Source organism: Flagellimonas aurea, from assembly GCF_017313785.1.
GTDB lineage: Bacteria > Bacteroidota > Bacteroidia > Flavobacteriales > Flavobacteriaceae > Flagellimonas > Flagellimonas aurea.
Genome location: NZ_JAFLNL010000009.1, coordinates 151,857 through 165,460 on the forward strand (window position 1 = coordinate 151,857; position 13,604 = coordinate 165,460).

Annotated in this window: 13 protein-coding genes; 8 read left to right on the plus strand and 5 right to left on the minus strand. The window is 43.9% G+C overall.

All coding sequences use genetic code 11. From position 1 onward, the window contains the following. The first annotated feature begins 99 nt into the window (after positions 1-99). The 4 genes from alaS (at position 100) to J0656_RS15405 (ending at position 6,119) form a co-directional block, all read left to right on the plus strand. Positions 100-2,709: an alanine--tRNA ligase gene (alaS, locus tag J0656_RS15390; RefSeq protein ID WP_207035452.1), complete on the plus strand. Its 2,610-nt coding sequence runs from the start codon at positions 100-102 to the stop codon at positions 2,707-2,709. Between the two features lie 97 nt (positions 2,710-2,806). After that, complete coding sequence (locus tag J0656_RS15395; RefSeq protein WP_207035454.1) at positions 2,807-3,766, plus strand: GSCFA domain-containing protein; 960 nt, start codon at positions 2,807-2,809, stop codon at positions 3,764-3,766. Next, positions 3,767-4,381 (plus strand): DUF4230 domain-containing protein, encoded by a 615-nt coding sequence (locus J0656_RS15400; protein ID WP_207035455.1) that lies wholly within the window; start codon positions 3,767-3,769, stop codon positions 4,379-4,381. Positions 4,382-4,436: 55 nt separating this feature from the next. Then, positions 4,437-6,119 carry a M1 family aminopeptidase gene (locus J0656_RS15405; protein WP_207035457.1) on the plus strand — a complete coding sequence of 561 codons (1,683 nt, stop codon included), beginning with the start codon at positions 4,437-4,439 and terminating at the stop codon, positions 6,117-6,119. Here the strand turns inward: J0656_RS15405 and J0656_RS15410 are convergent. The 3 genes from J0656_RS15410 to J0656_RS15420 all read right to left on the minus strand — a co-directional run bounded on the left by J0656_RS15410 (position 6,116) and on the right by J0656_RS15420 (position 8,763). Then, positions 6,116-7,867 (minus strand): aromatic amino acid hydroxylase, encoded by a 1,752-nt coding sequence (locus J0656_RS15410; RefSeq protein ID WP_207035459.1) that lies wholly within the window; start codon positions 7,865-7,867, stop codon positions 6,116-6,118. The genes J0656_RS15405 and J0656_RS15410 overlap by 4 nt on opposite strands. A gap of 101 nt (positions 7,868-7,968) precedes the next feature. Next, on the minus strand, positions 7,969-8,541 hold the full coding sequence (locus J0656_RS15415) for a DUF4136 domain-containing protein (RefSeq protein WP_207035461.1): 573 nt from the start codon (positions 8,539-8,541) through the stop codon (positions 7,969-7,971). 60 nt (positions 8,542-8,601) lie between these two features. Then, positions 8,602-8,763, minus strand: coding sequence for a C1orf53 family protein (locus J0656_RS15420; RefSeq protein ID WP_207035463.1), 162 nt, complete (start codon positions 8,761-8,763; stop codon positions 8,602-8,604). Positions 8,764-8,937: 174 nt separating this feature from the next. Here J0656_RS15420 and J0656_RS15425 point away from each other — a divergent pair, with 174 nt between their 5' ends. Then, a complete protein-coding gene (locus tag J0656_RS15425) occupies positions 8,938-9,267 on the plus strand; it encodes a hypothetical protein (protein WP_207035465.1) in 330 nt (109 codons plus the stop codon). A 19-nt stretch (positions 9,268-9,286) separates the two neighbouring features. Here J0656_RS15425 and J0656_RS15430 read toward each other — a convergent pair whose 3' ends face one another. Continuing rightward, the gene (locus tag J0656_RS15430; protein WP_207035467.1) at positions 9,287-9,586 is read right to left on the minus strand and encodes a type II toxin-antitoxin system RelE/ParE family toxin; all 300 of its coding nucleotides are present in this window, start codon (positions 9,584-9,586) and stop codon (positions 9,287-9,289) included. Next, positions 9,583-9,894: a hypothetical protein gene (locus tag J0656_RS15435; RefSeq protein ID WP_207035469.1), complete on the minus strand. Its 312-nt coding sequence runs from the start codon at positions 9,892-9,894 to the stop codon at positions 9,583-9,585. The genes J0656_RS15430 and J0656_RS15435 overlap by 4 nt, the downstream gene beginning before the upstream one ends. Positions 9,895-10,025: 131 nt before the next feature. Between J0656_RS15435 and J0656_RS15440 the strand changes: the two genes are divergently transcribed. The 3 genes from J0656_RS15440 (at position 10,026) to hemL (ending at position 13,437) form a co-directional block, all read left to right on the plus strand. Next, positions 10,026-10,904: a 1-aminocyclopropane-1-carboxylate deaminase/D-cysteine desulfhydrase gene (locus J0656_RS15440; protein WP_207035471.1), complete on the plus strand. Its 879-nt coding sequence runs from the start codon at positions 10,026-10,028 to the stop codon at positions 10,902-10,904. After that, complete coding sequence (locus tag J0656_RS15445; RefSeq protein ID WP_207035473.1) at positions 10,901-11,749, plus strand: glucosaminidase domain-containing protein; 849 nt, start codon at positions 10,901-10,903, stop codon at positions 11,747-11,749. Before J0656_RS15440 ends, J0656_RS15445 begins: the two co-directional genes overlap by 4 nt. A gap of 407 nt (positions 11,750-12,156) precedes the next feature. Beyond that, the gene (hemL, locus tag J0656_RS15450) at positions 12,157-13,437 is read left to right on the plus strand and encodes a glutamate-1-semialdehyde 2,1-aminomutase (protein WP_207035475.1); all 1,281 of its coding nucleotides are present in this window, start codon (positions 12,157-12,159) and stop codon (positions 13,435-13,437) included. Positions 13,438-13,604 lie beyond the last annotated feature (167 nt).

Genomic DNA, 13,604 nt, shown 5'->3' on the forward strand with positions numbered 1-13,604 from the left:
GATTTTATCCTATTTTTGCTCACTCATTTTAAACAGAACAAACAAATATAAAAATTGTTTTGCTTAAACTGTTAAATTTAAGAAAACCCTAGGAATTCAATGACATCCCAAGAAGTTAGAAACCAGTTTTTAAACTTTTTCAAAGAAAAGAACCACAAGATTGTACCATCGGCGCCCATGGTAATGAAGGACGACCCTACCTTGATGTTCACCAATGCAGGTATGAACCAGTTCAAGGAGTACTTTTTGGGGAATTCCGTGCCAAAGGACAAACGCATCACGGACACCCAAAAGTGTTTGCGGGTGAGCGGCAAGCACAACGACCTCGAAGAAGTGGGCAAGGATACCTATCACCACACCATGTTCGAGATGTTGGGCAACTGGAGCATTGGGGATTATTTTAAAAAAGAAGCCATTGCGTGGGCATGGGAATTGCTTACCGAGGTATATAAAATAGATAAGGACAGTCTTTACGTTTCAGTTTTTGAAGGAAGCGAAGAAGATAATCTGCCGCTCGATCAAGAAGCATACGATCTGTGGAAGGCCATTGTTCCCGAGAACAGAATCATCAAAGGGAACAAAAAGGACAACTTTTGGGAGATGGGCGACCAAGGTCCCTGCGGACCCTGTTCGGAAATCCATGTGGATATTCGTTCCAAAGAAGAGAAGGCCAAAGTTGATGGAGCTTCCTTGGTCAATCAGGACCATCCACAGGTGGTGGAAATCTGGAACCTGGTATTTATGCAGTTCAACCGAAAGGCCAACGGCAGTTTGGAGCCACTTCCAGAAAAGCATATTGATACGGGTATGGGCTTTGAGCGCCTTTGCATGGTGCTCCAGGGCAAGCAATCCAATTACGATACCGACGTTTTTACCCCTCTGATACGTGAAGTGGAAATTATCACGGGCAAAAAATATGGCACCAACGAAGAAACCGATATCGCCATCCGTGTCATTTCCGATCACGTGCGTGCGGTGGCCTTTTCCATTGCCGATGGACAATTGCCTAGCAATACAGGAGCGGGTTACGTCATCCGAAGGATTTTACGCCGTGCCATTCGCTACGGATTTACATTTTTGAATACCAACAAACCGTTTATCTACAGATTGGTCAAGGTGTTGAGCGAACAAATGGGCAAAGCTTTTCCAGAGTTAAAGGAACAATACCAATTGATAGAGAACGTCATCAAAGAAGAGGAAAGCTCTTTCTTGAGCACTTTGGAGCAAGGTTTGGTGTTGTTGGATTCCGTGATCAAATCATCAAAAGATAAAACCATTGCAGGCGATAAGGCTTTTGAACTCTACGATACGTTCGGTTTTCCGATAGATTTGACCTCCTTGATTTTAGAGGAGAAAGGCTATCAATTGGATACGGAAGGGTTTGAAAAAGCATTGAAAGCCCAAAAAGACCGCTCAAGGGCAGCATCCGAAGTATCCAAGGACGATTGGAACATATTGATGACCGATACCGAACAGGAATTTATTGGTTACGATAGTTTAGAGGCCAACGTGAAGCTGGTGAAATACCGAAAAGTCACCAGTAAAAGGGATGGCGATCAGTACCAATTGGTGTTCAATCTTACCCCGTTCTACGCCGAAGGTGGTGGACAGGTAGGGGACAAGGGCTATTTGGAAGCTCCAAATGGTGATGTTACCTATATTGTGGATACCAAGAGGGAAAACAACGAGATTGTTCATTTTGCCAAGTCGTTGCCCAAGGAAGTTTCAGGAACTTTCAAGGCTGTTGTAGATCAAAAGCAAAGAAGGAGAACAGAGTGCAACCATACGGCAACGCACCTGTTGCATCAGGCCCTTCGGGAAGTTTTGGGAACCCATGTGGAACAAAAAGGTTCTGCGGTACATTCCAAATATTTACGTTTTGATTTCTCCCACTTTTCAAAATTGACCACAGAAGAACTTCGGGAGGTGGAAAATTTTGTCAATGCCCGTATTGATGGACAGCTGTCTTTGGAAGAAAGTCGCAATGTTCCCATGCAAGAAGCGATGGAGCAGGGTGCAATGGCACTTTTTGGAGAAAAATATGGTGATACGGTACGAACCATCCGCTTTGGTCAATCCATTGAACTTTGTGGTGGTACCCACGTGAAGAACACGGCTGATATTTGGCATTTTAAAATTGTTTCGGAAGGGGCGGTTGCTGCTGGAATCCGAAGAATCGAGGCCATTACCTCCGACGCCGTTAAAGAATTTTACTTCAACAATAACCGTATGCTCTTCGAAATCAAGGACATGTTGAAGAATTCCCAAGATCCTGTAAAATCCGTAGCGAGTTTGCAAGAGGAGAACGCAGCACTTAAAAAACAGGTGGAGCAATTATTGAAGGACAAAGCGAAAGGACTCAAAAACGAATTGATTGCTGAATTGAAAGATTTGGGAGGTGCTAAATTCTTGGCCAAAAAGGTGGATTTGGATGTAGGTGGTATCAAAGATTTGGCCTTTGAAATGGGGGGTCAGGTAGATAATTTGTTCCTATTGCTAGCTTCAGAAAACGATGGGAAGGCTATCCTGTCCTGCTATATCTCCAAAGGTTTGGTGGCGGAAAAAGGCCTGAATGCTGGAACCATTGTCCGAGAACTGGGCAAATACATTCAAGGCGGTGGAGGTGGACAACCGTTTTTTGCCACAGCGGGGGGTAAAAATCCTGCGGGAATCCCCGAAGCGCTGGATAAGGTGAGGGAATATTTATAATAATTCTCTGAGAATTCCTTTGTCACATCGAGCGCAGTCGAGATGTGGTATCATGTTGTTCTCGACTGCGCTCGAACTGACATTTTTAGCAAATCAAATGGAACTACAAACAAAGATACCTTTAACGCCCAGCGATAATTCCATCGATTATGGAAGTAAGTTGGTGCTGTTGGGTTCTTGTTTTGTGGAAAATATAGGCGCAAAGCTGGACTATTTTCGGTTCCAACACTTGCAAAATCCCTTTGGGATATTGTTCCATCCCTTGGCCATTGCGAATTTGGTTGAAAGAGCCATTGAGGAAAAGGCATATCGGCAAGAAGAGATTTTTGAACAGGATGGTATTTGGCACTGTTTTGATGCGCATTCCGATTTGCGTTCCGATGATCCCGAAGCCTTATTGAATCTGCTCAATCAACAACTGGACGAAACCAAAGCGGGTCTGGAGACTTCATCCCATATCATCATCACCTTGGGAACGGCTTGGGTGTACGAGAATAATTCATCAGGGAAAACTGTGGCCAATTGCCATAAGGTTCCGCAGAAGCAATTCACCAAAAAACTATTGAGCGTAGCCGAAATTGAAACTAGCCTTCAAAAAATGATAAGCTTGATTCAAAATGTGAATCCAAAGGCACAGATTATCTTCACTATTTCGCCTGTTCGCCATTTAAAAGACGGTTTTGTGGAAAACCAACGAAGCAAAGCAAATTTAATAACTGCCGTTCACTCTGTTTTGTCATCTCGAGCGCAGTCGAGAGAACTGTCCTATTTTCCGTCCTACGAAATTATGATGGACGAGCTGCGCGATTACCGTTTTTATGGTAAAGATATGGTGCATCCAAACTTGTTGGCTGTGGATTACATTTGGGAGCGTTTTAAATCGGTCTGGATTTCATCAAAATCCTATTCCGTTATGGATGAAGTCGATGCCGTTCAAAAAGGATTGCAGCACCGCCCGTTCAACCCCGATTCCGAAGGCCATCAAAAGTTCAAAACATCGCTCCGCGCAAAAATTACGTATCTTCAAGAAAGGTTTCCTTTCATGAAATTCGAATAAATGAAGAGAATATTAGTAGGAGCGGTAATAGCGTTGGCCTCGGTTCTGATCTACAAGTCGTGCACCGATGACCGTGAGCAAAAATCCATTTTGGAAGAAAATTCCATGCTCATTCAGCAGGAACTCCGCAACGTTTCCAAGTTAGTGGTTACCGAAGGCCATTTTGCCGAGGTGTACAATTATAAAGACTCCAAAGAATTGTTCGGACCTTTGGTCACGGCCCATAAAAAGGCACTGGTGGTCGTGAATGCCGATGTCTCCATTGCCTACGACCTATCCCAAATAAATTATGATGTGGATGAAGAAAATAAGGTCTTGACCATTACCCAGATTCCTGAACCTGAAATAAAAATAAGTCCCGATTTTGAGTACTACGATGTCACCGCGGATTATTTGAACCCCTTTAATGCAGGTGATTACAACGCCATCAAACGGAACGTAAATGCGTCTTTGATGAAAAAAATAGAGGCTTCCTCTTTACGTTCCAATGCAGAAAACCGTTTAGTGAGCGAGCTTTCCCGAATTTTGGTGCTCACCAATACCATGGGCTGGACATTGGTTTATGAAAATGTCCCCGTGGAAAATTCGGAACAGTTGAAAACTTTTTTGGATTAAGCTGTCACATTTTCCATTTTGATGCGTCTATATGGTACATCAATCAATCAATACCATGTTTAAAAGAGTACTGCTAACCGCCCTTTTAGCCACTTTTCTATTTTCCTGCCAGCAACGCCCCGAATCCGTTATCAGCTATGAAATTTCTGCCGTGATGGTGGATAGCGTTCCACAGCTCAAAATTAAAATGACCTTGAAGGCAAGTCCCGATGGCACAACCACACTGTCCTTTCCCAATGAGGCATGGGGGCAGGAAGGTCTTCACAAAGCGTTGGGCAAAATGCAACTGCTGAATGTGGAAGGAGCCGTTGAAAAGGACGCAGATAGTAGCCGAATAGTTCTGATGCATCCAAAAGACGTCGAGGAATTGGAGTTTGAATATTTCTTGAAACAGGATTTTGAGGGAGATGTTTCTACCAGAAAAATATACCGCCCCATCATCAACAAAACTTATTTTCATGCATTTTCCCATAACATGTTCATGATTCCAGAAAATGCTGGGGAAAGCGAGGACATACTTCTGGATTGGACCTCTCTTCCAGAAGAATACACCATTCATAACAGTTTTGGTAGCAAAGAAAAAATCCAATTATTGAAGGATCAGGATGTGGGCCTTTTCAGCAATGCCATATTTGTGGGGGGAGATTTTAGGGTCTTCAATGACGAGATACAGGGGAACAAAATCAGTTTGGCCACCCGTGGCGAATGGATTCCGTTCAAGGACGAGGAAGTTTTTAAGGTATTGGAAGAAACCCTTACGTACCAACGCAATTTTTGGAACGATCACTCCCAAGAATATTTTACGGTGACCATGCAGCCTTTTCCGCAAGAGAATGGCAGCAGTTTTCAAGGCACGGGCCTGACCAATTCGTTTGCCACCTCGGTCTCCAATAACGACCAAACGGAGATTGGTCAAATGGTGTATCTCTTCAACCACGAGCTGATGCACAACTGGATCGGACATACCATCAAAAACGATAACGAAGAGGAACAATATTGGTTCAGTGAGGGATTTACCGAATACTATACCTTCAAAAACATTGCAAAGAACAAGATCAATGGATTGGACGGCACTTTTTTTATAGAGGAACTGAACAGGACCATTCGGGATTTGTACGCATCATCCGTAGCGGAGGCACCCAATTCCGAAGTCAACTATGATAATTTTTGGACCAACTACGAGTATTCCAAATTACCCTATTGGCGAGGTGCGATTTTTGCTTTTTACTTGGATCAGAGCATCCAACGGATAAGCGGAGGTGAAAAAAGTTTGGACGATGTGATGCATCAAATTTATGCTGATGTTACCACAAGTGATCAAAAATTGACCCATGACTATTTTATTGGTGTGATGAAAGACTTTTGGGATGAGGATTTTGAAGCTGTTTTTCAAAAGCATATCGAAGAAGGTCAAAAAGTGGATTTGGTAGCCCTGTTTGATGATTTAGGGTTGGATTACAGCCCCGAAAGCGATATTTATGAGCTTGGATTTGAATTTACGGAGGACAGAAAAGGTATAGCCAGTGTTGTAGAGGGCAGTAAAGCTTGGGAAGCTGGTGTGCGTGAGGGGGATGAGGTATTTTCACGTAGTATTTGGCAGGGCAGCATTGACCACGAAGCTGAACTGAGCCTTAAACGCAACGGGGAAAGGATAAACATTGCTTTTTACCCCATTACCAAAGCGGCGGTGCCCCAACTCAAGCCCACTTCCGAAAATGTGGAAAAACTAGGGTTTTAACTTACCAAAGTGCCGTTTACCAATTGCAGGCCGTCATCAATTAAATGCCCTACCTTGGGGTTGTCCCGTTTGATTTGCTCCAAGTGGTCCAAAATCTCCTGCTGAAACTCTACGTTGTTGTCCTGTTTGGCCAGTTCGTATAGCTCAACGGGCAAAAGCCAATCTTTCGGGTGGTCCCTTTTTAGGGCCTGGAACACTTTATTTCGGGAAATCGTAGTGTTTTTTCCTTCCCTAAAATGTCTGATCTGTTCATAGAAACGTTCCAGTTGCAACCTCTTCTCATCTTTTTTCGATTTGATGGTGCTTTCCGTAACCTTATGTGTGGTCAGGTCGAAACTGTTCAAATCTGCGGGACCATTGTAAGCGGAAACAATGTGTTGGCCAACAGCCATATGATAGAGACCCCACTCGGGTTCAAATAAGATTTTATCGTTGTGGGTAACGGTACAATTTTCCAAAGTGATGAGGATAATTTTTCCCATTAGGTTACGGGTGCCCGTAACAATGGTTCCCTCCACTTTGATACCGCCTTCAAACTCAAGGGCAATCTGTTCGCCCTCATAAATTTTATAGGCCTTGAGGTCACGTGGTCCCATATCTTCAATGGCAATGTTGATGCCCTTCAATTTACCGATAGGGGAGCCGAAGCCATCCTTATGGTGGGCAATACTGTGTCCGACCAATTCTTTTTCACGGTAGGCCAACGCCGTTCCACCTGTGGTTTGAATGTAAATCGGTTTCCCGTCATTTTCGATGACATTGCTAAACTCTCCCGAGATTTGCAGCCCAGTACTCAATTCGATGGTGCCCAAAGCTTGGGAACCGATCAGTTTTTTGATTCCTGAAAGTCCTCCAGTCCGCACGGCCATGGTATTGGCAAAATCTTCCAAGACCTGACTCAAAAAGGCGAAATCGGGCGTCACGAACAACTGGGGTTGCGGTTTGGTGATATCAAACTCCGTGTGGGCCGCTTCAATGGAGTACGGAATCTTTTTGACCTTGTCCGTAATGCACCACGCACTTTCCCCGATGGAGGAGAGCAGTCCCGCACCATAAATTTTTGGGTTCTCCACAGTGCCGATCAAACCGTATTCCACGGTCCACCAATGCAAATTTCGGATAAGTGCCATTTCACTGGGTTCGCCCATATTCTGCTGAAGGTGGTCGATATGTTTTTCGGCCTCCTCAATGTCGCTTTGGGGCGTACCGTTGGCCTCTTTGATGATGGAAAGATGACGCACTGCGTTATAGAGTTCGTAATCCTTGGCGCTGGAAATGGCCTTGCAACCAATTTCCCCGAACCTACGCAGATATTCTGCGTATTCTGGATTCGCGATAATGGGAGCGTGTCCAGCCCCTTCGTGGATAATATCGGGGGCGGGAGTGTATTCAATATTTTCAAGCTGGCGAATATCCGAAGCGATGACCAGAACATTGTACGCTTGGAATTCCATAAAGGCAGAGGGCGGTATAAAACCGTCGACCGCAACAGCTGCCCATCCGATTTCTTTCAGGATGCGGTTCATCCCATACATATTGGGAATATGGTCTATGGAAATCCCTGTTTTTTTTAATCCATCCACATACGATTTATGGGCCACCCTGCTGAGGTAATCCACGTTCTTCCGCATTACATAGCGCCAAACCGCTTGGTCAATGGCGGTGTAGTTTTCATAATTCTGTGGTTTTATGAATTGTTTGAGGTGCTTTGGTAATTTATCCAGAATTGGATTGGACTCGTAGCTCATACGTCAATTTTTATGCGACTTAAAGATACGAAAACAGGAACGGAAATTCTCTTAAGGAAAGTTAAGGGCAATAAAAAACCGCCCATTGGGCGGTCTATATTTTAATTGGAGGCCACCGTCATTTGCGGTGGGTACTCTTCCAATATCTGGGAGACAAATTCTTTGATGCGCTGTTCCTTTTTCTCAATATTCGAAGTATTGTTCAGTGTGCCTACACCACGACCTTGCCATACCAATTCCTTTTTGTCGGCATCGATAACGTCAATGTACAGGGAACCTTCGGTGCGGGTGCTCACATTGTTGCCGACTCCCCAGCCCCAGCCCCAACCGGGACCCCAGGCCCAAGGACTATAAAAACCGCCCCAGCCCCAACCGTAGTTGTTGTAGACATCGACACGTTCGCGTTCCTTGGTGAAAATACTGATTAATACATCCGGGTTGTCGGATTTTACGAATCCGCGGGAACTCAATTCGGCCTCAATGGCCCTTAAAATTCTTTTCTTGTCCAAATCCGAGATTTGGGCCTTGTCTATTCCTGTTTTATAAAAAGCATAGCTTTTATAGGTATTAAAGTTGGCTTTTTGATCGTAATCGGAAACTACACGTACGGAAGTACAGGAAGCCAAAAGCCCAAAGGAGAAGGCAATGAGTGCTAAGTGTTGTAATCTTTTCATAGTACAATTTTTAAATTCTTGAGATGTAATCAATTAAGTCACAAATATTATGCCGAAAAACTAAACTTGGGTGTTGGTTTTTGAGTTATATCCATAGGGACAATGTCGACAGCCACTCTCACAGCAATAACCACGTTTTAGGTGGTATTTTTCGGTAAACACCCGGTACCCTTGTTCCGATAAGTAATAATCACCCTCTTCCAAGGGAATGTGTTCTTTCATGTAAGGCACTAATTTTGCTACTTAAATTTAAGGGTTTCATGGGAAAAATACGAAGGTTTTAACCTTTTCAATACAAGGTTATTCACCGAAAATGTTAATCTTATTTTTTATTGCGTCAAATTTTCGCTGCTTTTTGCTGTTATATTTGTAGTGATAACCTAACCATTTATCAATTTGATACTAGTCTTTAAACATTTCTTCTATAAAAATTATGTGGGGCTTTCCCTATGGCCCTTCATCATCTTAAAGGAAGATTCCCTAAAGACCGATGAGGTGCTCATCAACCATGAACGCATCCACCTGAAGCAACAGCGCGAACTGCTGATCTTGCCTTTTTATGTTCTCTATATTTCTGAATGGCTTTTCCGAACCGTGCGCTATATGGACAGTTACCGAGCCTACCAGAACATTAGTTTTGAACGTGAGGCCTATGCCAATGAAAAGGATATGCAGTATCTTTCCAAGCGTAAAACCTTTGGTTTTTTACAGTACTTGACCCGTTAATTTTTCTGGGTCTTGAAGATTATTTTAGAAGTTTATCAATTTTATTGGGATCTTGAAAATTCCCCCAGAGATACTCGATTTCGATTAGTCCTTCCAAAACCCTGTAAAACATAGTCGTGTGTTTGGTTAGTAGAGCTTCGCGGCTTGCATTATTGTATGGTGAGATCTTGAAAAGTTTAGGATAACTCTTTATTTTCTCAATGGTTGCTTCTACCAAATCAATGAAAGCTATGGCCTCTTTTTGAGACCAAACAATCATTAGATAGTCAAATATCCCATCAAAGGACTTTTTTGCTTCGTAGGTCCATACTACTCTCACTGGGATATTTTTTTCCTAGCGTTGGCAATTACGGCATTATGTTCCCAAACACGACCGGCTTCACTATCCTTCCGACTTCTTTCCAATGCTTCTTTGATTTCAATGGCCTTGACATCTTCGGGAAATAGGAGGCTACTTAATTTGATCATTTCCGAAACACTGAAACTCTGCTTTTTCAATTTGTTGTAAAAAGTTGCCCTGGAAATGCCAAGCTCATCAATAATGAACTCTTTTTTGAACTTACTTTCCTCGATATACCTGTGTATGTTTTCAAGAAGGTTTTTGTAATTTAAAACAATATCCAACATTGCAATGTAATTTGTATTAAATTTGTAGATAAAAATACAACTATTTTTAAACAAAAATCAATTGTTTTTTAAACACTCAAGTGCGGCACCCCAATATTAACAATTTGATTATCCCCAATCAGCATATTGATATGCCCCTTTTGCGAGAAAAGGGCATTCATCTCTACATCAGAAGAGAGGATACCATCCACCCGTTGATATCGGGGAACAAATACCGAAAGCTCAAATACAACCTGCTTGAAGCCAAAAAACAGGGCAAAGACACTTTGCTCACCTTTGGTGGGGCGTTTTCCAACCATATTGCCGCGACGGCCTGTGCAGGACATGAACAAGGGATAAAAACCATCGGGGTGATTCGTGGTGAAGAACTACAAGATAATTGGCAGGACAATCCCACCTTAACGCTGGCCCATGAGCATGGCATGCAATTCCATTTTGTATCCCGAGCAGATTATCGACTCAAAAGTGAACCCTTATTTATTCAGAATTTAAAAGATCGGTTTGGGGATGTGTACGTGCTGCCCGAAGGAGGAACCAACGATTTGGCCGTGAAGGGCTGCATGGAAATCTTGACGGAGGAAGATACCATCTTCGATTACATTTGTTGCGCCGTCGGAACCGGCGGCACGGTAGCCGGATTGATCAATGCCGCACGACCCCATCAAACGGTTTTGGGGTTCCCTGCGTTAAAGGGTGATTTTTTAATCGAAGAGATTCGTACATTTGTTCACAACGACCGTTGGAAACTCGTAACCGACTATCATTTTGGAGGTTATGCCAAAGTTGACCGACCGTTGATAGATTTCATCAACCTTTTTAAAAGTAAAACAGGGATACCTCTGGACCCCATATACACGGGAAAGATGCTTTTTGGTATTTTTGACCTTGTAAAAAAGGGTGTGTTCCCACATGGAACCCAAATTTTGGCCATTCATACAGGTGGATTACAGGGAATTAAGGGGATGAACCGTATACTGAAAAAGAAAAATTTACCCTTATTGGACGTATGATCAGGCGAATAGGATATGTATTGATTGTGGCACTTTTGCTCTCGAGCTGTGGTGCCAAAAAAAGAAGGTCGACCCAAAAAAAAGGTGCTCCCGTTGTGGTAAGGACGGAAAAACCGACAACTAAAACTACGAACGATATTGATACCGAAGAGACCCTCGACCTTTTTCCCATGCCAGAGGATACCGGTCGTTTTGAACGCTTCCCCATCTCCGATACCGAGGACTATATTGACAACTTTGCCGAGATTGCCCAGTACGAAATGCGTGCTTTTGGTATTCCCGCCAGTATTACCTTGGCGCAGGGCATTTTGGAAAGTGGCTCCGGCCGTGGAGAGCTTACCCTAAAAACCAATAATCATTTTGGTATTAAATGTCATACAGGCTGGCAGGGCGAGTTCGATTTCCATGATGATGATGCAAAGGGGGAATGTTTTAGAAAATACAACCACCCCATGTACTCCTTCCGAGACCACAGTATATTTTTATCCACCCGTTCGCGCTATGCTTTTTTGTTCAATTATCGAAGGGACGACTATAAAAAATGGGCACACGGATTGCGACAGGCGGGCTACGCGACCGACCGGAAATATCCAGAAAAATTAATAGCCATCATCGAGCGCTACAAGCTCCATGAGTACGACGAGGCCGTAGTGGATACAGGTCTGTCCCCGGTACGCCAGCCAAAACAGTACGATGTGTTCACCCACACCGTGGAAAAGGGCGATACGCTCTATGCGATATCCAGGCGTTACGATATTTCGGTGGATGAGCTTCGCAGACTCAACAATCTGAATGATAATATTATATCTATCGGACAGGTGCTGAACATCCGGGTTTCACAATAGTTTTTTGTTGATGGTTTCTGGTTGATGGTTTTTGGTGTGGTCACATCGATTGCAGTCAAGATGTATCGAGAACTGAATCACAGTTGCTAATTCTCGATACGATTCACTAAAGTGAATCACTCGAATTGACGTAGCTCATTTTTTGAAGCATACAATGTCACTTCACGATTTTCCATTTCCCAAAAAGTATTATCCTCATTACCTTTGCTGAGAGCAGTTCGAAATCTATATGGCTTGTCACATCGAGCGTAGTCGAGATGTGGCGATGATGCGGTTCTCGAGTGTGCATGAACTGACATATAATTTGTGCGCTGAGCACCTGCCTGCCGCAGGCAGGGAGTCGAAGGGTGCTGAACAAAATATACTAAAACAGATTCCCGTCTGCACGGGAATGACAAAATATACTTATGATCTACCAACGAAGCAGTGCCCTGTTCGCTGAGGCCAAAAAATATATTCCTGGAGGAGTAAATTCACCCGTACGAGCGTTTAAAGCCGTAGGCGGCAACCCTATTTTTATCAAGGAGGCCAAAGGCGCCTATCTGTACGATGAGGACGGCAACCAACTTATCGATTACATTGCTTCATGGGGTCCGCTGATTCTGGGGCATGCATACGAACCCGTGATCCAAGCGGTAATCGACAAGGCAAAAAAGGGAACTTCCTTTGGAACGCCCACCGAAATCGAGACCGAACTCGCCAAACTGGCGGTGTCCATGGTACCAAATATTGACAAAATCCGTTTTGTGAACAGCGGAACCGAAGCCTGTATGAGTGCGGTGCGCCTAGCGCGCGGGTACACGGGCAAGGACAAAATCATTAAATTTGCGGGTTGCTACCACGGCCATTCCGATTCCTTTTTGATACAAGCGGGGAGCGGTGCCGTTACCTTTGGCAGTCCCAACAGCCCTGGGGTAACGCAGGGCACGGCCAAGGACACCCTATTGGCCGATTACAACGATTTGGAAGGCGTAAAAGCCTTGGTGGAAGCTAATAAAGGCGAGATTGCTGCAATTATTTTGGAACCCGTAGCGGGCAACATGGGTTGTATTATTCCCAAGGATGAATTTATACAAGGACTTCGCGACATCTGTACCCAAGAAGGCATTTTGTTGTTGTTTGATGAAGTGATGACTGGCTTTCGCTTAGGAAAAGGGGGCGCGCAGGAAGCCTTGGGCATTGATGCCGATATTGTGATGTTCGGAAAAGTGATCGGAGGCGGACTGCCCGTTGGGGCGTTTGCGGCCAAAGCCGAAATCATGGCACATTTGGCGCCCGAAGGACCCGTGTACCAAGCGGGCACCTTGAGTGGAAACCCGTTGGCGATGAGTGCGGGACTGGCCATGCTCACCGCCCTGAACAATCAGCCTGAAATTTTTACCAGCTTGGCCGAAAAAACGGAGTATCTGCACAAGGGCATTGCCATGGTGCTGACCAAAAAAGGCGTTACCCACCAGATCAACCGTTATGGCAGTATGATCTCCGTACATTTTACGGACGAGCCTGTGGTGGATTTTGCGAGCTCTGCGAAGGGCAATAACGATACTTTTAAGAAATATTTCCATGGCATGTTGGAAAACGGGGTGTACTTACCGCCCTCTGCTTTTGAAAGCTACTTTTTAAACGATGCCCTTAACTATGCTGATTTGGATAGGACGATTGAAGCAGTGGCGAAGGTGTTTTTATGATGTTTTTTTAATCATTATCGATAAGATTCATTTATAGTATTAATGAGGTAAAACTTGGTTATATAAGCATAAAATACACTCATATACACCCAAATAGGTGTGTTAGCGATGTATTTGGGTACTCTATGCAAAAGCATAACTAGTTTCAGTAAAATTCTTGGGGAAAG